Genomic DNA, 26,149 nt, shown 5'->3' on the forward strand with positions numbered 1-26,149 from the left:
ACAAGGTCAATAGAGTAATTATCTATACGGACTGGTATAACCTAGATTGACGCAGGGAGTCAGTTATTACGACTTACTGTTTTAAATATATGCCTATAGAAGCGGTGTATACTGGACGTTATTCGTCGCTATTAAGCCAATCCATCTGATGGCCAGCTCTGCGCTTCTTATTCAAAATATCTTCAAGCAGCGGTGTTAAGATTAGCTCCATCGCTAGGCCCATTTTCCCACCGGGTACAACCAGCGTGTTGATGCGCGACATGAAGGAACCGTCGATCATTTGCAGTAGATAAGGAAAATCGACGGTTTTCATTTCTCTCCTAAACCGCACTACGACAAAGCTTTCGTCTTGGGTTGGAATTTCACGCGCGCTAAAAGGATTTGAGGTATCAACAGTAGGTACGCGCTGAAAATTGACGTGAGTGCGTGAAAACTGCGGAGTAATGTAATGAAAATAGTCGTCTAGCCCTCGCACAATACTGCTCATTACGGCTTCACGTGAGTGACCTCTATCCGTGGTGTCACGAACAATTTTTTGGATCCACTCCAAGTTCACAATAGGCACCATACCTACAAGTAAATCTACGTGTTTAGCAACGTCATTTTCTTCGGTCTTAACTCCGCCGTGTAAACCTTCGTAGAACAGTAAATCCGTGTTCTTGGGTAAGTCTTGCCACGGGGTGAAGGTTCCCGGCATTTGATTAAACGGTACGGCTTCATCAAATGTGTGAAGGTATTGCCTAAATTGTCCTGTACCTGAGCTTCCGTACTCTCTAAACAGCGTCTCGAGTAGCTCAAAGTCATTGGCTTTAGGGCCGAAATAGCTGATATGTCTGCCTTGTTCCTGCGCTTTACGAATTTCCACTTCCATCTCAGGACGGGTAAAACGGTGGAAACTATCACCGCCGACTACTGCCGCATTAACATTTAAGTTCCTGAATATATGGCGGATAGCGTTGGTCGTGGTCGTTGTACCCGCGCCAGAGGAACCTGTTATAGCAATAATAGGGTGTTTAACAGACATAGGAATTCTTTTTAGAAATGACGGGTACTAGTTATAAGCTGATGTGCGCGAAGAATCAAGGGGGGAGGATGGCGCGTGCCGCCCATTTTTTTCTGCAAACGTCTGAGTCATCGCGCCCATATTCACTTGTCTAGGTTTTTGTGATGGTGCTGAAGTAGGCGCACAATCAACTTTGCTTCCTCTTCGTCTAAATCAAGTAAAGCTCGCACGTGTTCCAGATGGCGCAGGTCATGGTCACTTAGCTTCCCGTCATCAAGTGCACTTCGTACGGTATCTTTAAAACGATCGCGCTTAAGCTGCATTTGTGCCGTATAGCTAGAAGACAAGATACCCGCAGGCAGGGCATAGAAACAAATGCCCATAATAGTAATGAGGCCACCAAATACTTTTCCTAACGTTGTGATAGGCACAATGTCGCCATAGCCAACGGTAGTGAGAGTAACCAATGCCCACCACAGCGATGCAGGGATACTGCTGAAAACGTCGGGCTGTGCAGTGCGCTCGATATAATAAATACAGGTAGCGGCAATGACTGTAAACACCAAGAGCACGCTTATCGCTGCAATTAGGCTATGGGATTCGTTACGTAAAACCGTCGCAAGGGTTTGTATTGACCGGGAATAGCGGCCGATTTTTAAGATTCGCATTACCCGGAATATTCGCAATATGCGTAAATCAAATGCCACGAAAACGCTCAAATAAAAAGGCAAAATAGCCATTAGGTCGACTAAGGCAATGGGGCTTTTTATATATGCCCAGCGCTTTTGCCAGGATGTTGCTTGTTCACCGGAAGGTCGATGCGGGGCCGATGCGCTGCTGTAGAGACGCAGGAAGTATTCAACGGTGAATATAAGTACCGAAACCACTTCGATAACATGCAGCTCATGCTGCCAGAGGGCAGGGATACCCGGTACGGTTTCGAGCATCATGGCCGCTATGTTTACGATAATCAGCCCAATGAGTAATAAATCAAACAACGCGCTGATTTTTTTGTATTCGTGAGCCTCGCTAGCGGGAGCGAGGATGTGATAGCACGCGTTTTGAAAGGACATAGCCAAGATTGTGATGGAACGAATAATCTTTTTATACCAATAACGGCGACAAATTGGTAATGCTTCTGGTGAGGCGAGCATTTGCTAAGCGGTATTTCAGGCGCGATTGGGCTAAAAACATGTCAATTTGAAATAGCAACGGCGCTACAAACGAAAAGTAGCGCGCTTTATTGGTATGCGGGCTCTGCCACGGTTGCTTATTTTAGCATCCATTCATGATCAGGGTCGTTGTGAAATACCCACTCACGCTTAGGCCCTGCCATTACGTTTAGATAATAAAGGTCGTAACCGTGGGGAGCGCCAACGGGATGATAGCCCTTGGGAACCATTACAACACTGTTATGTTCAACGCTGATGGTCTCATCAATGCTTCTATCGTCGGTATACACTCGCTGAAAGGCAAAGCCTTGCTGAGGGTTTAGCTTATGATAATACGTTTCTTCCAGCGCACTCTCGCTAGGCAGTGAGTCGGTATCGTGCTTGTGTGGGGGGTAGCTGGACCAGTGACCATTTGGGGTTATCACTTCGGTAATCAAAAGTTTTTCCGCCATAACATTGTTCATCATGATGTTGCGAATATGGCGGGTATTGGTTCCTGTCCCTCTCACTGAAACTTCACAATCTTCTGGCTTTATTAGCCTTGCAGATAATTCACCCTTAGCTGGAGCACTACAGAGTGCGACCTCTGCATCATTCAATGCGGTTACCGTAATGGTATCTTTAGGGGGAACGTAAACGGCAAAAGGGGCTTTATCTTCGAAAACGGATTCCCTATCCCCTATATTCAAAAATGTTTCATCACGGGTTTTGATGTCAACACGGCCGCTGACTACCACTGCGCATACTTCATTGCCGGCGGTATCAAAGGTTTGTGTGTCGCCTGCTTTTAGCAAAACGACGTCAAAGCCCACGTAGCGCCAATTCGCCGAGGCTGGCGTGATATGTTGAATACGTCCTTGAACATCTGGAGCGGAAGGTCGACTGTGTAAATGTGACATAAGTAAGTGGCCGTTAGTGAGATTGGTGAATAAGACCAAGCATAAGCGCTTGAATAATATTGGTGCTTACATTGAGCGAGCGAAATGAGTGTATTTCTGCTTCTTTCACTTTAATGTAAATGTCGGCGTGTTCAGCTAAAGGGCTAACGCTACTATCGGTCATAGCGATAACTGCGATTCCTTTACTTTTAGCATAATTCACCGCATCTAAGGTTTCTTGCGCGTAGGGTGCAAAACTAATAGCGAATAGCACGTCATCAGGACCCAGAAGGTTGAGCTGGGCAATATCCATATGACCAGCACCATCGAGCAGGTGGGCTCGGCGCCCTATGTTGTTAAGAAGATAGCTGAAATAGCTGGCTGTCGGAAATGACCTTCTCGCCCCTTGGATATGAATGATATTCGCCTTGTGAAGCGCAGAGATAGCGTCATTTAGCACCTGCTCATCTACTGAATTACATAAATTTTCGAGAGCGTGTGTGTTGGCAATAACAATCTGTTTCAACCAACTAAGTCCGCACTTCTTATCGTGAGTCGCCGGTTCCTCTTGTACCGACTTTATACGGCTCTCATAGTCTGGTGAGCTGACCATGAGCTTGTCTTTGAAGAGCTGCTGCATATCGCTAAACCCTTCAAACCCAAAGGCGTGAGCAAAACGAACCAAGGTGGAGGCATGCACGCCCGCGGCTTTTGCAATACTGGCTACGGTACCAAATGCAATGGCATTCGGGTTGTCCAAAACGTAGCGGGCAACTTCCTGCAATCGTTTACTGAGCGATGAATACTGGCTTTCAATATGTTGTTCGAGTTCGGTTTGTGTTTCTGTCATTGCTTCACGTTCGCTTTTAGGTACGCCTGTTCTATGCCAAATAATAGAACAAATAAAATAAATATTCCAACAATTGATTAAATGGAAAATTTGTTCTATTTTAGTTTAGCGTTTATTTTGAACAGATGAGAAGAGAGCCACCGTGTCACAAACAATATCTAAAACGTTGGATGTCATATGTCTTGGCAGAGCATCCGTCGACTTATACGGACAACAGATTGGCAATAGGTTGCAGGATATATCCTCTTTTGCCAAATCATTAGGTGGTTCGTCTTGTAACATTTGCTTTGGCGCCGCGCGTTTGGGGTTGCGTGCCTCAATGCTTACCAGGGTCGGCGATGAGCAATTTGGAGAGTTTATTCGAGAAGAACTGGAAAGCGCCGGCGTAGACACGAGTCACGTAGTCACAGATCCAGAAAGACTGACGGCACTCGCTATTCTCTCAATAAAAACAAAAGAAGCGTTTCCACTGCTCTTTTACAGAACAGATTGTGCCGATATGGCCATAGATGAAAGCGATTTCGACGAAGCTTATATCGCCTCATCTAAAGCGTTACTGATTACCGGTACACATTTTTCGACACCGCATGTGGATAGTGTGGCCCGAAAGGCGATTGCGTATGCTCGTCGTAATAACACCAAGGTTATTTTAGATATCGATTATCGTCCGGTGCTTTGGGGGCTTACGCGTCCCGGTGAAGGCGATAACCGATTTGTGTCTAATACTGATGTGACTAAGCACCTTCAGTCAATTATTCCATTATGTGACTTGATTGTTGGCACGGAAGAAGAGGTACATATTGCAGGTGGCTCAACCGACACCATCGACGCGTTAAAGACAGTACGAGCGATCAGTGATGCTGAAATTGTCCTTAAACGAGGCGCGCAAGGATGCTCGATTTTCGATAGCGAGATCCCTAATCATATTGACGATGCGTTTTTTGCTGGAGGTGTCAGAGTCGATGTGCTCAATGTTTTGGGTGCCGGTGATGCATTTATGGCTGGCTTTCTTCGTGGCTGGATCAGAGAAGAGGGGTATGAAAAGGCCTGTTCGTACGCTAACGCATCTGGCGCGTTAGTTGTATCCCGTCATGGGTGTGCACCTGCCATTCCTACGCCAGAAGAACTTGACTACTATATTGCTAATCAGCATGACATTGAGCGGCCAGATTTAGATCCTGAGCTTAACTACCTGCATCGCGTTACCACACGTAAGCCAGCGGCGTGGGATGAACTATGTATTTTAGCGTTCGACCACCGCCAGCAATTTGTAGATATGGCAAATGATGTGGGGGCAGACGTCACCCTTATTCCCACACTAAAACAACATATTCTTGCCTCGCTAAACGACGTGGCAAATAACGGCACTGTGCCCAACCAGGTGGGTGTGCTCATTGACGACACGTTTGGTCAAGACGCACTTAACGAAGTCACAGGCAAGCGCTGGTGGATAGGCAGACCGGTGGAAGTGCCTACCTCTCGTCCCATTGAGTTAGAGGGAGGGCGCTCTATAGGCTCAAGGTTGGTGTCGTGGCCTAAAGAACATATTGTAAAATGCTTAATTTTTATGCATCCCGATGATGAACAAACAATGTGGGACGCGCAAAGTCGACAAATTAAAGAGCTTTATGATGCGGTCTGTGTAAGTGGCCATGAGTTGCTTTTAGAGATTATTCCTCCGAAAAACATGCCTTGCGACGACGACACAGTCGTGCGGTGTATGGAAAATGTGTACGACTTGGGTGTGCGTCCTGATTGGTGGAAGCTGCCGACGCCAACCCGTGGCGCATGGCAAGCTATCTCTTCACTTATTGAGACCCGGGCTCCGCACTGTAGAGGTGTGATTTTACTGGGCTTGGACGCACCAATTGAACAACTTGCCAAAGGTTTTGAAGACAGTGCTCATTTCCCCCTATGTCGAGGCTTTGCCGTGGGACGTTCTATCTTTGCTAAAGCAAGTCGAGCATGGTTAGCAGGGGAGATTGACGACGACAGTCTAAAAGCTGAAATAGCGAGCAATTACTTAACTTTGGTTAAAGCCTGGAATAAGCGTAAGGATACTTAACATGCAGTATGTTCGATTAACCGCCGCGCAGGCGCTGGTAAAGTTTTTTAGCCAGCAATATATCGTTCACAACAACGAAGAGGTGCCGATTTTTGGCGGCGCGTTTGCGATTTTTGGTCATGGTAACGTAGCCGGCTTAGGCGAGGCTCTTTACCACGCGCAAGACAGTATGCCTACGTTTCGTGCTCACAACGAGCAGGGCATGGCCCATACTGCAATTGCGTATGCGAAAGCAAATTTCCGCAAGCGCATGATGATGTGTACGTCTTCAATTGGGCCTGGCGCCACGAATATGGTAACCGCAGCGGCGCTTGCCCATGCCAATCGCCTTCCTGTGTTATTGGTTCCCGGCGACACGTTTGCAAACCGAAAGCCAGATCCTGTGCTTCAACAAATAGAGCACTTTACTGATCCTGGCGTAACGGCGAATGACTGCTTCAAACCAGTAAGCCGGTACTTCGACCGCATTCATCGCCCTGAACAACTGATCCATTCAATGCCCGTAGCAATGCAGACACTCTTGGACCCGGTGAACTGTGGCCCTGTTACTCTCGCTTTTCCGCAAGATGTACAGACCGAAGCATTCGACTATCCAGAAAGTCTGTTTGTAAAGAAAGTGCATAGTTTACGGCGAGCAAGCGCGCATCAGGATGAATTAGCACATGCACTTAGCGCACTTCAAAGCGCGGAAAAGCCTCTCATCATCGCCGGTGGCGGAGTGCTTTACTCTGAGGCCGCAGAAGTGCTGTCTGACTTTGCGCTTGCCCATCAAATCCCGGTCGCAGAAACCCAGGCTGGAAAAGGGGCGTTGCCGTGGGAGCATCCTTGTGCAGTAGGCGGTATCGGTGTAACGGGGTCAGCTGCTGCAAATCAGCTAGCCCAAGAGGCTGATGTGGTGCTGGCAATAGGGACCCGTTTGCAGGATTTCACAACGGAGTCGCGAACATTGTTGGAAAGTCACCAAAAAACGTTAATTCAGCTGAACGTAGGTGTGTTCGACGCTGAAAAGCACAACGCTCAACCGTTAGTTGGCGACGCGCGAACCGTGATAATGCAACTATCTGAGGGCCTTACGCCCGTTCCACTGTTTAAAGACTGGCTCAATCGTGCAAAAGCGTTAAACGCCCAATGGCAAAGCATGTATGACAATGTCACAGCAGACACGGGCACTGAACTCCCCTCCGACGCACAAGTGCTAGGTGCTATCAAACGGCAAAGTAACACAAGCGATGTCATTGTTTGTGCTGCCGGCGGTCTCCCTGGAGAGCTTCATAAGCTATGGCGAGCTGAGGGACCGGGCTCTTACCATGTGGAATATGGCTTCTCTTGCATGGGCTATGAGATAGCGGGTGGCTTGGGCGTAAAAATGGCCACACCAAAGCGCGAGGTGTTTGTGGTGGTAGGTGATGGTTCTTACATGATGATGAACTCTGAACTGGCGACGTCAATCATGCTTGAACAAAAGATCACCGTCATTCTGCTCGACAACCGAGGTTTCGGCTGCATTAACCGCCTTCAACAAGGTACCGGGAACGCACCTTTCAACAACCTTTTAGAAAACTGTGCGGGTAATCCCGACGCAATGCACATCGACTTTGCTGCACACGCCAGTGCAATGGGGGCGCACGGCATTAGTGTGTCCAGTATTGGCGAGCTAGAGTCTGCGCTAGAAAAAGCGCGCAGTAATACAAAAAGTACCCTGATTTCACTTAATACCGACCCGCATATCAGTACTGATAACGGCAGCTGGTGGGACGTTGCTATACCTGAGATCTCACAGCGTGAGTCGGTAAATCAAGCACATAAAGAATACAAAGGTGCTCAGTCTAAGCAACCTTATTAATTTTGAAGACTCACGTCTTAGAGGAACATCATGCAAACACTTGGTAATTTTATAAACGGTAATAACGTAGAAAGCCAGAGCGGACGAGTAGGGGCAGTTTACGACCCCGCCACGGGAGAGCAGACTAAGCAAGTATGCCTTTCAAGTGCACAAGAGACAGCACAAGCGATTACTGCCGCACATGATGCGCTTGCAGAATGGAGCGCGGTTACACCGTTGAACCGTTCTCGCGTGATGTTTAAGTTCAAAGCGCTGCTGGAAGAAAATAAAGATGAACTGGCACTGCTTATCACGTCAGAGCATGGAAAAGTTTTTTCGGATGCGCAGGGAGAGCTAACCCGAGGCATAGAGGTGGTGGAATTCGCGTGTGGTATTCCACATTTGCTCAAGGGCGAGCAGTCAATGAACGTTGGCCGTGGTGTGGACAGTTTCTCATTAATGCAGCCGGTGGGTGTCTGCGCGGGAATTGCGCCCTTCAATTTCCCCGCGATGGTACCACTTTGGATGTTCCCAGTTGCGTTAGCGTGCGGTAATACATTTGTGATGAAGCCTTCCGAAAAAGATCCTAGCGTACCGTTAAAGCTGGCCGAGCTTTTAAAAGAGGCGGGCTTGCCAGACGGTGTATTCAATGTTGTGAATGGCGATAAAGAATCAGTTGACGTGTTGCTCAGCGATCCTAGAGTGCAAGCGGTTAGCTTTGTAGGTTCTACGCCTATCGCTGAATATGTATACAAGACGGGGAGTGAGAACGGAAAACGCGTGCAGGCACTCGGTGGTGCTAAAAATCATATGGTAGTGATGCCAGATGCTGACCTTGATTTAGTTAGTGGTTCTTTAATGGGCGCTGCTTATGGCTCTGCGGGGGAACGCTGCATGGCGATTTCTGTGGCCGTATGTGTGGGCGACGAAGCAGCGGATGCACTGATAGAAAAGCTAGAAACGGAAATAGCGAATATGCGCGTTGGTGCTGGACTTGGCGAAGGTGAGGAACCACATATGGGGCCTCTAATCAGCCGTCAGCATGCTGATAAGGTGCTGTCTTATATTGAGACAGGAATCAAGGAGGGGGCGCGTTTGGTCAGCGATGGGCGCAATTTTACCGTAACTGGAAACGAGCAAGGCTATTTTGTGGGCCCCACCCTATTTGATAATGTGACGCCAGGCATGCGTGTGTATCAGGAAGAAATATTTGGTCCTGTACTTAGTATAGTGCGCGTAAATACCTTCGAAGAAGCGCTTAAACTTGTTAATGAACACGAATACGGAAACGGCACCTCGATATTTACGGCAAATGGCGAGGCTGCCCATATGTATACGCATCAGGTGCAAGTGGGTATGGTTGGCGTGAATGTACCCATTCCTGTGCCCATGGCGTTTCACAGCTTTGGCGGATGGAAACGCTCAATATTTGGTCCTCTAAATATGCACGGCCCAGATGGCGTTCGGTTCTACACTAAGATGAAAACGGTGACGGCTCGCTGGCCTAAAGGCCAGCAAAATATCAATCATTACACTATGCCAACAATGAAATAGCGCTAGCGTTACAGACCCTCAATACGAAATTTTAAAAACGAAGGCATTCACTATAGTGAATGCCTTTTTTTATGTTCTTTTTATTGACCGGGTTGGAATGTTGTAACGGGTGGGAAGGTTGCAGAAAACATAATCAGGCACGTTGCCATCAATTGCAAAAAAAGTAAGTTATCGCTTACTTAAGCGAGGCAATGAGACCCGGTAGCGCTCTCATATCGCTGAACGAAGACACATTGGGTAAAGAAACGGGTTCGTTGAATGTGTTGTAGAAGAAGGTTTTCATTTTTGCTGCACTACCCGCCTTTATACCCGCCATGCTGTCTTCTATCACTACACATTCAGACGGCATTACCCCTAGCCTTTTCGCTACTCTTAAATAAATGTCTGGGCTTGGCTTGTACGCGCCGATGTCGTAGGCGCTGTAAATATGTGGGGCAAAATAGTGGTGCAAGTGACAAAGCCCTAATGCATGGTCTATTTTTTCTTTAGGGCCATTCGATACCACCGCTTTTTCGTAGTCTAGCTGTTCCAGTGCGTCAACAATCCCATCGATAGGTCTGAGGTTCGCTTCGAATAAATTGGCGACGCGAGCCCGGTAGTCTTCTAAAAAGTGTGCAGGAATAGTGATGTCATTCGATGTGGCAATATCGTTGAGTACCTCCGACATCTTGCCGCCTCGATATCGCTTCATCAACTGATGCGCATCAAGCTTGAGCCCCAAAGTCGCAAACTGCTGAGCTAAGCCAAGGTTGCACAGGTATTCGCTATCTACTAGTGTGCCGTCACTATCAAAAAGCAAACACTTTATGGTCATGCTTATCGCCAAGACGGGTTAGGCGTAGACGACATTTGCAGGACAAGTTCTCCACCATTTGTGATTTCACTGTGTAGCAAATAGGCGCGGTTTAAAGGTTCGCCATTGAGCGTAGCAGACTCCACAAAAACATTATCTGGTCCATTATCTAGGGTTTTGATCGTAAACTGTTTACCCGTGAAGTAGTCATTGTCTAAAGAAAGTGTGATTTCATCGAAAATAGGAGAGCCAATATAATAAATAGGGTCCTGTTCTACGCCCCCAGTTAGCTGAAACAAGCCTATTTTCATGAGTACCGCCAGCGCGCCCATTAAACCCTGATCTTCATCACCATTGTAACCACGCTCAGGAGATAAATGGGAGTAAACAGCGTCGACAACCCGTCTTGACCATTTTTGTGTTTTCCAGGGGGCGCCTGCTGCGCTAAATATAAACGCGGTTTGCATGCTTGGCTGATTACCATAATTGATCGGAGCCCGACGTAACGATTCAATGGTTTCATCTGCATGAGCAGTGCCTGACGTGAAGCCTTGCTTTTCGGCAACAAGAAAGTCGCGGTCTAGACGCTCAATTAATACCGCTTCCCCGCCCATCAATTCGGCTAACCCTTTAATATCGTGAGGTACAAACCAGGTGCCTTGAGCGGGGTTCGATTCAACAAAGCCATTTTCGTATTGATAGGGGTCGAATGGGGTTTGCCACGTACCGTCTACATTTCTAGGGCGCATGAAACCCGATTCAGGATCAAAAACATTGCGGTAGTTTTGACTGCGTTTTAAAAAATATTGATAGTCGTTCTCTTTTCCTAGCGCGTTGGCAAACTGAGCAAGGGTAAAATCTTGATACGCATTTTCTAAGGTTTGGCCCGGCCCCCTTCTATGATTTCCGTAACTGCTTTCCTCCGGCGGCAGAGGAAATGGAATGTAGCCTTTTTCGAGATAATGTCGCATACCACCACCCGTTTTGGTGTAATGCTCATAACCCGCTTTTGCCATAATGCCTTTATCACTATGATTGTACGTTAACCCGTTGTAAGCCGTTTCAACATCGAAGTCTCGTATGCCTTTCATATAGTTAGAAACGATAAACGGCGTTGATGAAGCGCCTGTCATGACATAGGTGTAATTTCCACCTGATGGGCCTCGTGGAATCATCGAGCCATCTTTATAATAGGTAAGCAGACTGTTGGTGAAATCTGAGGCAACGCTTGGGTATACCAGCGGCCACAGCGTTGCAATGGTCCATTGCGCTCCCCAAAAAGAATCTGAGTTGTGATGGTTAAATAGCGGGACACCCTTTTCATTGAGGGGAAGCTGTTTAATAACAGGGTCTATGCCAGTTTGATCAACATATTGACCGTTGGCGTCAGAGATAATGCGTCTGCCTTGTAGTGCATGCCAAAGATCGGTGTAAAAGCGGCGCTGTTGTTGCTCACTTCCGCCTTTTACGGTGATTTTTTCAAGCCATGTGTTCCACTCTGTGAGTGCGGCTTCTTTTGTTTTATCAAAGTGCCAGGTAGATAACTCTGCATCAATATTGGCTTTTGCATTCTCCACAGACACATAGGAGATCCCCACTTTCATCAAAAGCGGTTTTGCGTCATGACTCAGTTCAATGAGTAGCCCGGCATCAAGCCCGTTAATGCCGCTAACGGCTGGGAATACATGTTCCCCTCTGTAGCTGTCTAATCGAGCTATGTCTTTATCGAATTCGGCATAGTAGTAAACTTTTGTAGGGCGAGTTCTGCGGTACGTCGGCAAGTTTGTTATGTAGCCAGCTACCGCATTAGGCGCGACTTGGTTTGCTTCTGCGTGACCTAATTCTGATGGACCTAATTTGCCGCCTAAGTTAAATAATACTTGTTGTGGGGCGTTAGGCGCATAATGGTAGCGATGAAAACCAACCCGGGTTGTAGCGGTAAGCTCTACATCAATTTTGTAACGATCTAATGAAAATTTATGGTAGCCGGGCTTTACAATTTCACTGTCATGAGAAAATGGAGAGTAATAGTCATTTTTAATCTCGGCCACAGGGCGAGTAGACGAGAGAGGCATAACGGATAGCCCGGATAGCTGCCACGCATGCACGTGGCTTATGCCCTTAATGTCGTTAGAATGGTATCGATAACCACTTCCCCATGCTCCGCCTATCTCGGTATCGGGGTTGAGGTTGACCATACCAAAAGGAAGTGATGCTGAGTCAAAAAAGAACCAACGGCTGTTAGCTGAATCGAGATAAGGATAAACAAGGTCAACGGGTTGCTTACTGGCCGCATAACTTAACGAAAGCGGCGTCAAAACACACGACATTGCTAGAAAACACGTCAACCAAAGATTCTTTTTCATCCTTAACTACCCCAAACTAAATCGTTATTAACGCCTTTATAACAAGATGCTGTACCAATTTCAAATTGGTTCGTCCAATTTTAGTCGGAGATGAATAAAATATACGCTTCGGAAACGTCGGCGAGATGTGACTGCATGGCTTTCTTTGCCGCATCGCTGTCATAGCGAGAGAGGCTTTCAAGAATTTGCTTGTGCGCTTCGATATTAGGGTTGGAGCCTTTCTGGCGGATCTTGTCGTTAAATACACGGCTTATTTCCGACGATTCACGCAAAGACCATAACCATTCAACGGTGGTAATAATGGCGCTGTTGCGCGTTGCCTGTGCAATAGTGCGGTGAAACTTTCCGTCAAACTCCTCTGCCTCCTTTATCTTTCCAAGTGCGACCATGTCTTCCATTTGCTTAAGATAAGCCTTCAGTTTGAGTAGTTCCTCATTACTGATCCTTTGCGCTGCCAGCGCTGCTGCTTCACCTTCAAATAAAGTTCGAGCCTCCATGATTTCAAGGGGGCCTGGCGCATCTTCCATGACCAAACTCGTCTTTAAATTCTCTCGCTTTAATACGTAAACGCCTGAACCTGGGCGAATTTCTACTAAACCGGATACCTCAAGGGCAATCAATGCTTCCCGTACGGTTTGGCGACTGACTTCGTATTCTTGTGCAAGTTCTCTCTCAGGGGAAAGGCGATCTCCAGGGCTCAAATTGTCATTGATGATGAGCTGTGCAAGTGAGTCTGCAACTTGAAGATACAGGCGTTGACCGGTGCTCGAAGAACCAGAGTGTAGATTTTTTGGACTTACATGTTGCATATTGGACGGACCAAATGTTAACTTAATGAAAAAGGCTTGGCCAATTTAAGGCTTTGTGGTGGTAAATTCAAGGCTACATCTGTGTTTTTACTCGACAGAGCACCGTTTATATAGGAATGAATATGAAGATTACCGACGCTAAAGTCATCGTCACCAGTCCCGGTAGAAATTTTGTTACGCTGAAAATTGTTACCGAAGACGGGACCTACGGTATTGGCGACGCCACACTAAATGGTCGAGAGCTTGCGGTGGCAAGTTATTTAGAAGATCACCTTGTTCCATGCCTTATTGGAAAAGACGCGAGACGCATTGAAGACATATGGCAGTTCTTTTACAGAGGTGCATATTGGCGTCGTGGTCCGGTAGGAATGACGGCGATTGCCGCTGTTGATGTGGCGTTATGGGATATAAAAGCAAAAGCTGCCAATATGCCGCTGTATCAGTTATTAGGTGGCAGAAGTCGTGATGGCGTTATGGTTTATGGTCACGCAAACGGTAAAACGATAGACGATACGGTTGCCGAAGTCGGTAAGTACATCGATATGGGATATAAAGCCATTCGCGCTCAAACGGGGGTGCCCGGATTAAACAGTACATACGGCGTTTCAAAAGACAAAATGTACTATGAACCCGCAGATGCTGACCTGCCTACAGAAAACGTATGGTCCACGTCAAAATATTTAAATAGCGTACCTGAGCTTTTCAAAACGCTGCGTGAAACTTATGGCTACGACTACCATTTACTGCATGATGCCCACCACAGATGCACACCAATTGAAGCTGCGCAACTTGGTAAATCTCTAGAGCCTTACAAACTATTTTGGTTAGAAGATGCGGTTCCAGCAGAACTGCAAGAAGGTTTCAGACTGTTCCGTCAGCACACAACCACACCTATTGCAGTAGGAGAGGTCTTTGCTTCTATCCACGACTGCCAACAGCTGATTAGTGAACAGCTTATCGATTATATCCGCACGACCATTGTGCATGGCGGAGGGATCACGCATTTACGCAGAATTGCGCATTTAGCGGAGCTCTATCATGTCAGAACGGGCTTCCACGGTGCAACTGATCTAAGCCCTATCACAATGGGCGCTGCACTTCACTTCGACACTTGGGTACCAAACTTTGGCATCCAGGAATATATGCGTCATACACCTGAGACCGACGAAGTATTTCCTCACGATTATCGTTTTGAAAATGGCTATTTGATAGCCGGTGAAACGCCTGGGCATGGTGTGGATATCGATGAGGAAAAAGCAGCGAAATACCCTTATAAACGCGCTTACTTGCCCGTAAACCGATTAGAAGATGGCTCAATGTATAACTGGTGAGGAACAGAGCATGATTGGCGTATTTGGAGAGGTAATGATAGAGCTACAGCCCTATGGAGAGGGTATGTTCAAGCGCGGCGTAGCGGGAGATACATTTAATACGGCCGTAATGTTATCAAGGTTAGGCACAAACGTGCGTTATTTCTCTGCACTTGGCGATGACGGATTTAGTGAAAGTATTCGTGTCGCATGCCGTCATCATGGCCTGCCTCTGTGTTCAATGATAAGTATTCCCGGCGAATCACCAGGAATGTATGCCATCGAGAACGACAATCATGGTGAGCGAACTTTCACCTACTGGCGCAGTAATTCAGCGGCAAAGCAATGCTTTACCAGTATTTCACTCTTCACGTCACTGGTGGAGAAAGCGGAAAACTGCACAGCCTTTTATTGGTCAGGGATAACCCTGTCTTTGATGAGCGAAGAAGTGTTGCACTGTTGGTTAGCTTTTCTTGAACGACAGCGCGCTAAAGGCAAATTAGTGTTCTTTGATACGAACTACAGAGCGAACCTTTGGCGACGTCGAGATGATGTAGTGAATGCCTATCAGCAAGCCATCGCAAAAGCAGATTACTTCCTTCCCAGCGACGAAGACTTAAAAACAATTTTCAAGTTTTCAAACACCGCGATGTTAGAGCAATTCTGCGCTGCGCTGCCTTGCATCACATTAATGTCTGCCAAGCGTAAAGCATGCTATTGGGTGAAGGGGGAATTGAATACACTTCCTTTGGATTTCAGTGACACCATGGTAGACGCTACGGGAGCGGGAGACGCCTTCAGCGGCGGATTTATCTCGGATATTTCTCAGAACATGAGCATAGAGCAAGCCATTAAAAAGGCACATGCTTGTGCGAGTAAAGTGGTTCAATTTAAAGGTGCCATTCTGCCAGAAAGCCAGTGGGGTAAATTATCAATACCGTCGGCGGCGAACGATGCCTAGTTCGTCGGCACACACTTAATGCAAAAACAACAGAACAATGCCAATCCCTACAACGACAAATTAAATAGGACATTGCACTATGCCCATTCCTTCACTTGAAAATCCCTACAGCAAAGCGTTTTTAGAGCAACATTGCAAAGACATTTATCGGTTTTATGACCCACGGGTTGTTGATCAAGAAGGCGGGTATTTTCAGAATTATTTAGACAATGGTGAGGTGTTTAATCCTCAGTTCAAACAGCTAGTGAGTAGTGCGCGAATTATCGTTAATTATGCCCGTGGCTACAGCTTACTTGGCGAAAAGCAATATGCAGAATTGACTATTCACGGCCTTACCTTCCTTGAAAACGTGCATTGGCGAGAAGACAAGCAAGGCTATGCATGGACCCTTCAAGGAAATGACCCCCTTGATATGACCCAGCAAAACTACGGTTATGCGTTCGTTTTATTGGCCTATGCCGCAATTCACAAGGCAAAAATCAAAGACGCGAAAGAAGACATAAAGCGCGTGTTCGATTTGATGGAAACTCGGTTCTGGCAACCTGATTTTGAGCTGTATGCTGATGAAATTAGCGCGGATGGAGTACTGTCACCTTATCGAGGTCAAAACGCCAATATGCATGCATGTGAGGCGATGATTTCTGCGTTTGAAGCAACCGGTGACAGCGTTTATTTTTCTAGAGCAAAGTGCATAGCCGAAAATATAACCTCACGACAGGCTGATCAAACGGGCGGTCTCGTATGGGAGCATTACACGCCAACATTTCAAACCGATTGGGATTACAACCGTGATGACCCCAAAAATTTATATCGACCTTGGGGGTTCCAGCCTGGCCATCAAACCGAGTGGGCAAAATTGTTAGTGTCGCTATATCGAATCGAACCTAATACTGCGTGGTTAACGCGTGCACAGTTTCTCTTTGACTCTGCTTATAAGGTGGCTTGGGACAACGAATACGGCGGACTGATCTACGGTTTCGATGACGAAGGAAACTGGTGTGACGACGACAAGTATTTTTGGGTTCAGGCTGAAAGTTTCGCCGCGGCTGCTCTGCTTTATCAAGAAACGAAGGAAGCGAAGTATTTAGACGCTTATAAAAAGTTATGGGCTTACAGCTGGGAACACTTTGTCGACCACCAATACGGTGCGTGGTTTAGGTTGCTGGGTCGCGATAATGCCAAAGTATCTGATGAGAAGAGTAGTGCGGGTGCAAAGTGTGACTACCACACGCTTGGTGCCTGTTTTGATGTATTAGTGAAACTGTAAAAAAGGATAATTTATGAACCCTACACCTGAAGTGGTGGCGCTCAACACTGAGCATCAGCCTAATACAATGAAGTTTGCCTTTTTTGCCATGACTGCCCTGTTTTTTATTTGGGGGTTCATTACGGCCTTAAACGATATTTTGCTGCCTTATTTAAAAGACGCTTTTGCATTAAGCTTTTTACAAGCGGCGCTTGTACAGTTCTGCTTTTTTGGGGCTTATTTTATCGTTTCGCCCTTAGCTGGTCGACTTATTGACAAAACGGGGTATCAAAGAGGCATTATTTATGGCTTGGGTATTATTGCCGTTGGATGCTGTCTTTTTTTTCCCGCAGCATCGTTATCAAGGTATGGTATTTTCCTTTTCGCCCTGTTTGTACTCGCCGCAGGCATCACTGTTTTACAAGTATCAGCTAATCCTTATGTCGCTGCATTAGGGCCTGAAAAAACCGCCGCTAGCCGTCTGAATTTTGCGCAAGCAATTAATTCACTGGGCCACACCGCAGCCCCCGCATTTGGTGCGATCCTTATTCTTGCGTCAGCCTCAAATGATAATTCAGCAGAAGCAGTGCAGCAGCCCTATTTAATTATTGCGGGGGTGTTGGTTGTTGTCGCTTTCATTTTTTCCAAATTGCGTTTGCCAATACTGCATGAACGCAGTGCTGATAGCGAAACGACAAAGCGCTTTTCTATGCATGCCTTTCCCCACCTAAAATATGGTGTACTTGCTATATTTTTGTACGTTGGAGCAGAAGTTGCAGTGGGTAGCTATTTGGTCAACTTTTTCCTACAGCTTGGCATTGAGGGAATGAACAACGTAAGTGCAGGCGCCATGGTGTCTTATTACTGGGGAGCTGCAATGGTAGGCCGCTTTTTTGGGGCATTTATTATGCGATTTGTTGCACCCTCAATCATTCTTGCTTTAAACGCGTTACTTGCAGTAGCAATGATATCGGTGTCGGTGTCTAGTAGTGGCGATATGGCAATGTGGACCATTCTCTCTGTAGGCCTTTTTAATTCTATTATGTTTCCCACTATTTTTGCGCTGGCCATTTCTGGGCTAGGAGAACATACCGGTAAAGCGTCTGGCTACTTATGCCAAGGTATAGTGGGAGGGGCAATACTGCCGCTTATTCAAGGTGTTGCTGCTGATGCCCTTTCGTTACAGCTGAGCTTTTTGGTACCAGCGCTGTGCTACGTGTATATCGCATGGTATGCGCTCGTGGGGTCAAAGAAAGTAAGTAATTCGTAGCTTAGAGGTGTTACGTAGAATGAGCGAAAGCGAAAAGATAGGCCGGAATGCTGAGTGCTTACCAGTGCGCAACGCGCCTATCTTTTCTTATAATCATATTCTTTTAGCCAACGTAAGTTTTGGTTGACTGGCGAATGACAAGCTCACAGTCAAAAAGTTGGTTCACAAAAGCTTCTTCGCTTTGTTCTAAAGGTTTTTTCTGTAATCGTCGAATAAGGGTAGAGGCTGCCGTATAACCAATGGAATTCAACGGTTGACGCATGGTTGTGATATTTGGCCAAACCTTTGTGGTTATCGATATGTCATCAATACCCGCTATGGAAAGCTCTTCAGGTACTTTTATTCCCCGACTTTGTGCTTCACACAATGCGCCAACGGCCATTTCATCATTGCTCGCAAAAATGACCGTTGGTCTAGGCGTTTTATTTAGCAATGTCATCGCCGCATCAACACCCGATTGATGGGTGTAATACCCTTGAGCAATTAACGATTCATCGACAGGAATACCTGCTTTTGCATGCGCTTCTCTGAATCCTTGTTCAGTTCGTTTACTCGATGCTTGATCGGGATGCCCTAAGATAAAACCAATATGTCGGTGCTTAAGCTTAATAAGATATTCAGTCATATCAAACGCGGCTTTAGTTGTATTAGAGCCAACGAAATCACCGCGCTTGGTATCTTTGGTTCCTATGCGAACGTAACTGACGCCTTTGCGGTCAAGCATATCAAGAAGCTCGACTTTATCGCTAAGTGGAGGTACGAGAATAAGGCCATCAGCCAGCGTGTTTTCAATAAAGGTTTGTATTTCTTCTACTAGTGATGGCGAGCGGTATTGGCAATCATAAAGGAATAGCCCCATGTGTTCTTCGGTACACGCTTGAAGGATACCCTTCTGTAAATTCATGAGATAACCAGGACTTGGGTTATCTGCGAGAAGCGCGATAAACAATGACCGATTTTTCGCAAGTGCCATTCCGAGAGGATTGCGTTTAAATCCAAGCTCGTCAATTGCAGCTTGGACTTTTTCTTTTGTCTGTGGTCTCACGTTAGCTTCATTATTAATAACACGTGAAACCGTCTTTTTTGACACACCAGCTTTGCGTGCTACGTCCATAATAGTGACTGAAGCCATAAATTACATAACCCTTTTTGTACTTTGACGAGACAATATAAATGATCACTATAGTGCAACCAACAGTATTTGTGATAGAAGCCGAAATAGGCTACTGAGTTGGTGCAAATTTGTTAATAATGATCATTTTACTTTAAATATTATCGCCTTTCTTGTGTTATAAACATATTTGACACCGGTGTCAATTGAGTTTATAACTTCTCTTACGAAAAGGGCATCAGGCAGGTAAGCTAGTCACTTATCATCCATGTCAGTTATTCAACAATGATGCGCTTTTTGATCATTTAACGACAAGCAATGGAGTACATATTGATGGCGTCGCAGTTGCACCTTCATCCAGATAGACTCTTTTCCTCTAATCCAGTGGAACGAGACATCGCAAGGACACTTTATAACGAGGTGAAAGACTTACCTATCGTTAGTCCTCACGGTCACACAGACCCCGCTTGGTTTGCATTGAATGAGCCATTTGCCAACCCAACTGATTTACTCATAAAGCCTGATCATTATGTTTACAGAATGCTCTACAGCCAGGGCATTAGCTTGGACGAGCTAGGTATATGGCGAAAAGATGGAAGCTGCGCTGACGTTGATCCGCGAGAAGTATGGCGAGTATTTGCAAAACACTTTTATCTATTCAAGGGAACGCCGTCTAGCTTCTGGCTAAACTATGTGTTTGTGCACACGTTTGGTATTGAGGTGAAATTAGAGGAATCAACGGCTGACCATTATTACGACATCATAGACAGTGCGCTAAAGCGCCCTGAGTTCCTTCCTCGAGCATTATTTGAGCAGTATAATATCGAAGTGATTGCGACGACGGAATGTGCAACCGATGAACTGACATACCATCAACAAATTCTGGACTCAGGTTGGAAAGGTAAAGTTATCAGTGCGTTTAGGCCTGATGCTGTCATTGACCCCGAACATGAAAAATTTACGGCAAAATTAGCAAAACTCGGTGCGTTAACCGGTTTAGACTGTACAGATTACGACAATTATCTAGCGGCGTTGCGCCAACGACGGGCGTTCTTCAAAACGATGGGCGTTACCTCTACCGACCACGGCCATCCCACCGCAGCAACAGCTGACCTTTCTCACGGCGAGGCCAAAACGCTATTTGCCAAAGTACAAAGCAGTCACTTTACTGCCGACGAGGCTGAGCTTTTTAGGGCGCACATGCTTACCGTGATGGCTGAAATGTCTATTGAAGACGGTTTGGTTATGCAAATCCATCCCGGTGCTTACAGGAATCACAACAAGTCTGTGTTTGAAGTATATGGTAGAGATAAAGGCGCGGATGTTCCTTCTCCCACTGAATATATTCAAGCCCTCAAACCTTTATTAGATAAGTTTGGCAACAATCCAAATTTAAACATTATCTTGTTCACCTTAGATGAAACTGTATACAGCAGAGAATTAGCGCCGCTCGCAGGGCATTATCCTTGCCTGAAGCTAGGGCCCTCATGGTGGTTTCACGATAGCCCTGAAGGGATGATTCGCTTCAGAAGACAAACCACGGAAACCGCTGGGTTTTACAATACGGTAGGGTTCAATGACGATACCCGTGCGTTTTTATCTATTCCTGCTCGTCATGATCTTGCTCGTAGGATGGACTGTGTATATCTCGCGGAATTGGTAGCGCGTCACTATATCGATATGGATGAAGCCCATGGGCTTGCCAAAGACTTGGCATATAACTTGGCTAAACGTGCTTACAACTTATAGGTAGTGGTTATGACAGTAACGAGGTTGGGTCGCGAAATAGTGAGTAAAAGCGACGAATTGTATCGTCCACAGACGCCAAATATTGGTATTGTCCATTTGGGAATTGGTGCATTTCATCGAGCGCATCAAGCGGTGTATACCGATACATATATGCGCAAGAGTGGCGATCATAACTGGTTTATCGCCGGCGTGTCGCTCAGAAGCGGGACCGTTGCTGAGCAACTCAATCCGCAAGATGGCTTTTATACGGTTAAAGTGAGTTCTGCACAAGGGCAAGAGCAGCAAATAGTACAATCGGTTGCAAAAGTGCTGGTTGCACCTGACGACCCGCAAGCGGTGCTTTCGTTAATGGCTTCGCCAACGTGTCACATCATCTCTTTAACGGTGACTGAAAAAGGTTACTGCCATGACCCATCAACGGGTAATTTAAATGTGCAGCATCCCGATATTGTTCATGATTTGTCTAATTTAGATAAGCCGAAAACGGCAATCGGCTACTTGGTTAGTGCACTTAAAACAAGGTTTGAGGCGCACATCGACGCCCCAACCATTTTATGCTGTGACAATTTGCCGGAAAACGGCAATACGACAGCAAGGATAGTGACGCAGTTTGCAACACGTATAAGCGACGAATTGGTGGCTTGGATCAACGAAAATGTAGCGTTCCCCAACACCATGGTTGACAGAATTGTGCCAGCAACTACGCCTAGCGATATTGATGAGTTAGCGGATGAAGCGGGCTACAGAGACAGTGCAATGGTGAAAACCGAAGCATTTACGCAATGGGTAATTGAGGACAAATTTGCGGGTAAGCGCCCTTATTGGGAAGACGCTGGGGCTACTATTGTAAGTAATGTAGACGTGTTTGAAAAAGCGAAGCTTCGTCTATTAAACGGTGCGCATTCATCGTTGGCGTATGCAGGGTTCTTATCAGGCTATGAATTCGTTAGCGAAGTAATGGAAGATAAAGCCTTTGAACGATATTTAAATATTTTGATGTGTGATGAAATTGCGCCCACATTGACGCCACCTCCCGGGTTAGAACTTACAAGCTATACAGCAGATTTGTTAGCGCGCTTCACGAACCCTGCGCTGTTTCACAAAACCTATCAAATCGCGATGGATGGCTCCCAGAAGCTACCCCAACGCCTTTTTCATACTATTGAAGATAGACTGCAAAATGGCGAGAGCGCGGAGTGTCTGTGTTTCGCTGTGGCTTCATGGCTTCGCTATACTATGGCTTTTGACGCCAAGGGCGATGTGATAGAGGTACAGGACCCGATTGCTGATGTACTGTATGACGTTCAAAAGCGTGACTTTTACGAGATTGATAAATTAGTAAAAGGGTACTTGGGTCTCTCGCAAATCTTTCCCCAGACACTCTCGACGAATGACGTGTTTGAAGAGCGAGTTAAATACTGGTTGAGTTACATTTTAGCCAATGGTGTTCCTACCGCGTTAGATAGCTTGCTTCTAGAAGTTCAGGACTATTCCCCACAATTAAAGCAGCAGGCAGTACTATGATAAATGTTACCGTATGGAATGAATGTCGGCACGAAAAAGAAGACGCCGACGTACAAGAGTGCTATCCCGAAACCATTGGCGGTTGCATTGTTGAGGGGCTTAAACCGTTCGGTTTTAACTTAACATCAGCAACATTAGACGACCCTGAGCAAGGATGGCCACAAGAGAGAATCGACAATACGGATGTCGCCATTTGGTGGGGCCACCGATACCATGATGAGCTTGACGATAAGCTTATCGATAAGCTCCAACAGCGCGTATTAGAAGGGATGGGGCTCATTGTTTTACACTCCGGACATCACGCTAAATTGTTTAAGCGCTTAATGGGAACAAGCTGCAATCTGAGTTGGCGAGAGGCCGAAGGGGGAGAACGTGAACGCGTATGGTGTCTAAAACCATCCCACCCGATTGCTTATAACTTGCCGCCCCAAATTGAGTTGCCTCAGTCGGAAATGTATGGCGAACCTTTTGATATTCCAGACCCTGATGAACTGGTATTTACGTCTTGGTATCAAGGTGGGGAAATTCTTAGAAGTGGGTGCACGTTTACGCGGGGAAGGGGGAAAATATTTTTCTTTTCTCCGGGCCATGAAACCTTTCCAATATATAGAAACCCTCACATCATTCAGGTGCTTGCTAATGCCATACAATGGTCAAACCAAGCCCATACCTCTGGATGGAGCATGAAAAACTGGGGTAGACCGGTGCCGTTAGAAAAAGGCGCACCCAAACAGACGTATTTCAAAAAGCCGCGAAAACTGATGCTCGCGGAAAAAGCCGCACAGAAAAAATGATACCAGTCTGCATGATTAATCACTCACTCAGCGAGAGTTAAAAAAGGGCGAAACGCCCTTTTTTAATGAATGCAATACGCTAATGTTGCGCGATAGAAAAGGAGCTCAACACGTTACCGGCGCGCCGTTTTTGCTGGCAGAGAGTTTGATAGCGTCCCACAATTTTGCCATGTGCAATCCCTGTTCGATATCTGAAGGATTTTGTATATTGCCGTCCTTTGTTTGTAAGAAAACATTCATCAAATTGTTTGCGGATTCCTGCTCTTTGCGCTCAATGTTGCCGTCTCTGTCTTCAATCTCAATCCAGCGTCCCCACGCGCAGACTCTAACGACATAGTCAGTGAAAAAGCACTCTATTCGAGACGTACATCGAATGCTTTTGCCGCAAGCGTGCATAGAGAAAAGCATCCCGTCTGCCAATTCTCCTATTACCGTTGTAACGATGTCCACAGGGAAGTTATGGTTATTCATTTTTGCACTAACACTGGCAAAAGGCTGAGAGCAAAGCATTGATGTGGTGTTCATCATGTGTGCACCGGTATCAAACATAAAACCACCCCCTGAGATTTCAGGTACTTGCTTCCAATGGCCAGTGTAAGTGTCTGCCCAATCTTCCCAAATTGCAGCATTGATACTCATCAAGTCGCCATAACGCTTTGTGGCAATATCTTCTTTCAGTTGATGAACAAGAGGAGATAAGCCACCTTGATAGGCAACTACAAGCTGTTTACCGCTGGTCTGTTGGGCCAATTGGAGTGCCTTCGCTTCATCAACGGTTGTTACCATGGGTTTTTCAAGTAATACGTCTAAGTTCAACTCTAGGGCAGCTAGCGCTTGGTCTGCGTGAACAGCATGTGGAGTACAAATATAAACGGCATCTAGCGTACTACCTTGTTCACTTAAAAGGGTTTGCCAGTCTTGATAAGCGTGCACCTGCTTTTGACCGTGATCGCTAAGAATTGATTTAACATGCTGTAATGCTCCCTCACTTGGATCGCAAACACAAACAATGTCGATATCAGTGCGCTGAGACCATGTGTCGATATATTGAGATGATTTTTTGCCGCAACCAATAACGCCAAGTTTTAACTTCATGGTATCCCCACGTTTAAACAAAAGTTATTTAAAAAGAGTGTGAAATAATCAAAGGCATTTACAATAGCTGTGATTTATTCACCTACTGTTAACTGTATTTACATTTAATTCTATATTGACACCGGTGTCAAGATCGTAATAGTCTGTGTTAAATCAGTGTTAAAATATTAGCTGCAAAGGTTGGGAGTTCATCAGTGAATGACGTAGAAAAAAGAAAGCAGCCAGGTTGGAAAAACATCATTGCGTGGGGCTCAGGAGATATTTTTGGAAGCGGCTCTGGCACCATAATTGGGTTGTGGATGCTCTACTTTTTCACCCAAGTTGCAGGCTTATCGCCTGTTGAAGCAGGGTTAATCTTTGCTATCGGTAAGTTATGGGACGCCATTACTGACCCTATCGTTGCGTATATCACTGATAATATCCGAACCCGATTTGGACGCAGAAAAGTGTTTTTTCTTTTTGGCGCACCGTTCCTGATCGTGTTTGGTCTCATGTTCATCTCTGGGTTCGGGTTTGCGTATTACCTGGCCACCTATCTTTTATTCAACACCATGTTTACCGTGGTGATGACCCCTTATTGCACACTTCCAAACGAAATGACAGACGACTATGAAATTCGTACTAAGATGGGAAGTTGCCGCCTGACATTTGGTCAGATAACCGCATTTGTGGTTACCCTAATCCCTGGGCTTATCATGTCCAATGTTGAAGATGAAGCCCAAGCCTTCATTTACATTGGGTTTTTGTTTGGATTTATTTTTACTTTGCCGTGGTACTTTATTTATAAATACACGTGGGAAATCGAACCTTCCAGGCTTCCTCCTCAGAAAGAGGTCTCTTCTATAAAAGAAACCCTCGTTGATTTATATAAGGAAATGGCAAGTACACTGCAAATAAAAACATTCCGAATTCATTTAATGATGTATATCGGCGGGTCAGTAGCATTAGACATTTTTGGCGCGCTCTTTCTTCACTATATTACATTTAACCTCAATCTATCTGCGGGCGAAGGTGGGCAAATCCTAAGTGTTATGACCTTTATGCAGTTTTTTGGTGTGCTTACTTTCACATGGTTCGCGCTAAAAATAGGGAATGCTAACGCCTATAAAATAGCATTGGGTCTTATGTTTGTTAGCCTTGCCTTTTTCGCTATTCTCCCCAATGTGGCGCTTGATGTGAGCAAAGCGGTTTTCTTTGGTGCCGTTCTTATCGGCCTCGCGCGAGGCGGCATATACCTTATTCCTTGGGTTATCTTTAACTCTATTCCAGATGTGGATGAAATCCTCACAGGGCGACGTAGAGCGGGAATTTTCTCTGGTGTCATGACCCTTGGACGGAAAATATGTCAGGCCTCTGCAATGTTGATAGCGAGTATTGGCTTACAATGGGTCGGCTTTGAATCTGGCGCCAAAGTGCAGACAAGTGAGACTATTTCAGGCGTATATTGGCTGTTTTTAATAGGGCCAACCTGTCTAGCGATTATCGCGCTATTTGGCGCAACGCTCTTTCAGTTAACCAAGCAAAACCACAGAATACTTATTGATGAAGTCAGTCGCTTGCGTAATGGTGGTGCAAAGCAGGACGCGTTACCTCAGGTTGTCAGCGTGGTTGAGGAGTTAACGGGCTGGGAATACAAGTACATGTGGGGTGATAAAAAAAAGAAAGAAACAACCTATCTGCTTCGCAGCGGCAGCAGCGATGAAACTGTCGTAGAACGTTGATGGTGAATTACCTATGGGGATTGGTATTATCAAGCCAAGTGACGTAAATCACTTGG

At 46.0% G+C, this 26,149-nt stretch carries 20 protein-coding genes; 11 read left to right on the forward strand and 9 right to left on the reverse strand.

Translation table 11 applies throughout. The annotated features are described in order from the left end of the window. Positions 1-118: 118 nt before the first annotated feature. The 4 genes from GVO63_RS16800 to GVO63_RS16815 form a co-directional block, all read right to left on the reverse strand. Positions 119-1,024, reverse strand: a complete 906-nt coding sequence (locus tag GVO63_RS16800; protein ID WP_159491627.1) for a phosphoribulokinase — start codon at positions 1,022-1,024, stop codon at positions 119-121. Between the two features lie 122 nt (positions 1,025-1,146). Further along, a complete protein-coding gene (locus GVO63_RS16805; RefSeq protein ID WP_159581444.1) occupies positions 1,147-2,082 on the reverse strand; it encodes an ion transporter in 936 nt (311 codons plus the stop codon). 191 nt (positions 2,083-2,273) lie between these two features. Beyond that, a complete protein-coding gene (gene iolB / locus GVO63_RS16810; protein WP_159491625.1) occupies positions 2,274-3,074 on the reverse strand; it encodes a 5-deoxy-glucuronate isomerase in 801 nt (266 codons plus the stop codon). Between the two features lie 13 nt (positions 3,075-3,087). Next, positions 3,088-3,903 carry a MurR/RpiR family transcriptional regulator gene (locus GVO63_RS16815; protein ID WP_159491623.1) on the reverse strand — a complete coding sequence of 272 codons (816 nt, stop codon included), beginning with the start codon at positions 3,901-3,903 and terminating at the stop codon, positions 3,088-3,090. A 142-nt stretch (positions 3,904-4,045) separates the two neighbouring features. Here GVO63_RS16815 and iolC point away from each other — a divergent pair, with 142 nt between their 5' ends. From iolC to GVO63_RS16830, 3 genes are read left to right on the forward strand one after another with little or no spacing between them, the layout of a single operon-like run. Then, a complete protein-coding gene (gene iolC / locus GVO63_RS16820) occupies positions 4,046-5,968 on the forward strand; it encodes a 5-dehydro-2-deoxygluconokinase (RefSeq protein WP_201281926.1) in 1,923 nt (640 codons plus the stop codon). Between the two features lies 1 nt (position 5,969). Then, entirely contained in the window at positions 5,970-7,811 is a 1,842-nt protein-coding gene (gene iolD / locus GVO63_RS16825; RefSeq protein ID WP_159581412.1) for a 3D-(3,5/4)-trihydroxycyclohexane-1,2-dione acylhydrolase (decyclizing), read from the forward strand. A 30-nt stretch (positions 7,812-7,841) separates the two neighbouring features. Continuing rightward, the gene (locus GVO63_RS16830; protein WP_159581414.1) at positions 7,842-9,344 is read left to right on the forward strand and encodes a CoA-acylating methylmalonate-semialdehyde dehydrogenase; all 1,503 of its coding nucleotides are present in this window, start codon (positions 7,842-7,844) and stop codon (positions 9,342-9,344) included. Between the two features lie 175 nt (positions 9,345-9,519). Here GVO63_RS16830 and GVO63_RS16835 read toward each other — a convergent pair whose 3' ends face one another. From GVO63_RS16835 to GVO63_RS16845, 3 genes are all read right to left on the reverse strand, one after another. Continuing rightward, positions 9,520-10,158 carry an HAD-IA family hydrolase gene (locus tag GVO63_RS16835; protein WP_159491617.1) on the reverse strand — a complete coding sequence of 213 codons (639 nt, stop codon included), beginning with the start codon at positions 10,156-10,158 and terminating at the stop codon, positions 9,520-9,522. Positions 10,159-10,160: 2 nt separating this feature from the next. After that, positions 10,161-12,503, reverse strand: coding sequence for a GH92 family glycosyl hydrolase (locus tag GVO63_RS16840; RefSeq protein ID WP_159581416.1), 2,343 nt, complete (start codon positions 12,501-12,503; stop codon positions 10,161-10,163). Between the two features lie 80 nt (positions 12,504-12,583). After that, a complete protein-coding gene (locus GVO63_RS16845; RefSeq protein WP_159491613.1) occupies positions 12,584-13,312 on the reverse strand; it encodes a FadR/GntR family transcriptional regulator in 729 nt (242 codons plus the stop codon). Between the two features lie 122 nt (positions 13,313-13,434). Between GVO63_RS16845 and manD the strand changes: the two genes are divergently transcribed. From manD to GVO63_RS16865, 4 genes are all read left to right on the forward strand, one after another. Then, the gene (gene manD / locus GVO63_RS16850; RefSeq protein WP_159581418.1) at positions 13,435-14,643 is read left to right on the forward strand and encodes a D-mannonate dehydratase ManD; all 1,209 of its coding nucleotides are present in this window, start codon (positions 13,435-13,437) and stop codon (positions 14,641-14,643) included. Positions 14,644-14,653: 10 nt separating this feature from the next. Next, on the forward strand, positions 14,654-15,583 hold the full coding sequence (locus GVO63_RS16855) for a sugar kinase (RefSeq protein WP_159581420.1): 930 nt from the start codon (positions 14,654-14,656) through the stop codon (positions 15,581-15,583). Positions 15,584-15,662: 79 nt separating this feature from the next. Beyond that, positions 15,663-16,850 carry an AGE family epimerase/isomerase gene (locus GVO63_RS16860; protein WP_159581422.1) on the forward strand — a complete coding sequence of 396 codons (1,188 nt, stop codon included), beginning with the start codon at positions 15,663-15,665 and terminating at the stop codon, positions 16,848-16,850. 13 nt (positions 16,851-16,863) lie between these two features. Beyond that, on the forward strand, positions 16,864-18,099 hold the full coding sequence (locus GVO63_RS16865) for a sugar MFS transporter (RefSeq protein ID WP_236552190.1): 1,236 nt from the start codon (positions 16,864-16,866) through the stop codon (positions 18,097-18,099). A 103-nt stretch (positions 18,100-18,202) separates the two neighbouring features. Here GVO63_RS16865 and GVO63_RS16870 read toward each other — a convergent pair whose 3' ends face one another. Continuing rightward, on the reverse strand, positions 18,203-19,231 hold the full coding sequence (locus GVO63_RS16870; protein ID WP_159491605.1) for a LacI family DNA-binding transcriptional regulator: 1,029 nt from the start codon (positions 19,229-19,231) through the stop codon (positions 18,203-18,205). 297 nt (positions 19,232-19,528) lie between these two features. Between GVO63_RS16870 and uxaC the strand changes: the two genes are divergently transcribed. Genes uxaC through GVO63_RS16885 form a run of 3 tightly spaced genes read left to right on the forward strand, consistent with a single transcriptional unit; the run spans position 19,529 to position 23,277 of the window. Further along, positions 19,529-20,959: a glucuronate isomerase gene (gene uxaC / locus GVO63_RS16875; protein ID WP_236552191.1), complete on the forward strand. Its 1,431-nt coding sequence runs from the start codon at positions 19,529-19,531 to the stop codon at positions 20,957-20,959. 9 nt (positions 20,960-20,968) lie between these two features. Next, complete coding sequence (locus GVO63_RS16880; RefSeq protein WP_159581424.1) at positions 20,969-22,483, forward strand: mannitol dehydrogenase family protein; 1,515 nt, start codon at positions 20,969-20,971, stop codon at positions 22,481-22,483. After that, complete coding sequence (locus tag GVO63_RS16885; RefSeq protein ID WP_159491601.1) at positions 22,480-23,277, forward strand: ThuA domain-containing protein; 798 nt, start codon at positions 22,480-22,482, stop codon at positions 23,275-23,277. The genes GVO63_RS16880 and GVO63_RS16885 overlap by 4 nt, the downstream gene beginning before the upstream one ends. A 105-nt stretch (positions 23,278-23,382) precedes the next feature. On the opposite strand, the gene GVO63_RS16890 is transcribed toward GVO63_RS16885, so the two are convergent. Then, positions 23,383-24,372 carry a Gfo/Idh/MocA family protein gene (locus tag GVO63_RS16890; RefSeq protein ID WP_159581426.1) on the reverse strand — a complete coding sequence of 330 codons (990 nt, stop codon included), beginning with the start codon at positions 24,370-24,372 and terminating at the stop codon, positions 23,383-23,385. A 194-nt stretch (positions 24,373-24,566) separates the two neighbouring features. On the opposite strand from GVO63_RS16890, the gene GVO63_RS16895 reads away from it, so the two are divergent. Then, positions 24,567-26,093 carry an MFS transporter gene (locus tag GVO63_RS16895; RefSeq protein ID WP_159491597.1) on the forward strand — a complete coding sequence of 509 codons (1,527 nt, stop codon included), beginning with the start codon at positions 24,567-24,569 and terminating at the stop codon, positions 26,091-26,093. The last annotated feature ends 56 nt before the right edge of the window (positions 26,094-26,149 follow it).

This window comes from Alteromonas sp. KUL106, from assembly GCF_009811415.1.
Classification (GTDB): Bacteria; Pseudomonadota; Gammaproteobacteria; order Enterobacterales; family Alteromonadaceae; genus Alteromonas.

Excerpts from the sequence above, each read along its gene's own strand:
- GVO63_RS16800 (WP_159491627.1), bottom strand. The coding sequence starts at position 1,024 with ATGTCTGTTAAACACCCTATTATTGCTATAACAGGTTCCTCTGGCGCG.
- iolB (WP_159491625.1), bottom strand. The coding sequence starts at position 3,074 with ATGTCACATTTACACAGTCGACCTTCCGCTCCAGATGTTCAAGGACGT.
- GVO63_RS16815 (WP_159491623.1), bottom strand. The coding sequence starts at position 3,903 with ATGACAGAAACACAAACCGAACTCGAACAACATATTGAAAGCCAGTAT.
- iolD (WP_159581412.1), top strand. The coding sequence starts at position 5,970 with ATGCAGTATGTTCGATTAACCGCCGCGCAGGCGCTGGTAAAGTTTTTT.
- GVO63_RS16830 (WP_159581414.1), top strand. The coding sequence starts at position 7,842 with ATGCAAACACTTGGTAATTTTATAAACGGTAATAACGTAGAAAGCCAG.
- GVO63_RS16835 (WP_159491617.1), bottom strand. The coding sequence starts at position 10,158 with ATGACCATAAAGTGTTTGCTTTTTGATAGTGACGGCACACTAGTAGAT.
- GVO63_RS16840 (WP_159581416.1), bottom strand. The coding sequence starts at position 12,503 with ATGAAAAAGAATCTTTGGTTGACGTGTTTTCTAGCAATGTCGTGTGTT.
- GVO63_RS16845 (WP_159491613.1), bottom strand. The coding sequence starts at position 13,312 with ATGCAACATGTAAGTCCAAAAAATCTACACTCTGGTTCTTCGAGCACC.
- manD (WP_159581418.1), top strand. The coding sequence starts at position 13,435 with ATGAAGATTACCGACGCTAAAGTCATCGTCACCAGTCCCGGTAGAAAT.
- GVO63_RS16855 (WP_159581420.1), top strand. The coding sequence starts at position 14,654 with ATGATTGGCGTATTTGGAGAGGTAATGATAGAGCTACAGCCCTATGGA.
- GVO63_RS16860 (WP_159581422.1), top strand. The coding sequence starts at position 15,663 with ATGCCCATTCCTTCACTTGAAAATCCCTACAGCAAAGCGTTTTTAGAG.
- GVO63_RS16865 (WP_236552190.1), top strand. The coding sequence starts at position 16,864 with ATGAACCCTACACCTGAAGTGGTGGCGCTCAACACTGAGCATCAGCCT.
- GVO63_RS16870 (WP_159491605.1), bottom strand. The coding sequence starts at position 19,231 with ATGGCTTCAGTCACTATTATGGACGTAGCACGCAAAGCTGGTGTGTCA.
- uxaC (WP_236552191.1), top strand. The coding sequence starts at position 19,529 with ATGGAGTACATATTGATGGCGTCGCAGTTGCACCTTCATCCAGATAGA.
- GVO63_RS16880 (WP_159581424.1), top strand. The coding sequence starts at position 20,969 with ATGACAGTAACGAGGTTGGGTCGCGAAATAGTGAGTAAAAGCGACGAA.
- GVO63_RS16885 (WP_159491601.1), top strand. The coding sequence starts at position 22,480 with ATGATAAATGTTACCGTATGGAATGAATGTCGGCACGAAAAAGAAGAC.
- GVO63_RS16890 (WP_159581426.1), bottom strand. The coding sequence starts at position 24,372 with ATGAAGTTAAAACTTGGCGTTATTGGTTGCGGCAAAAAATCATCTCAA.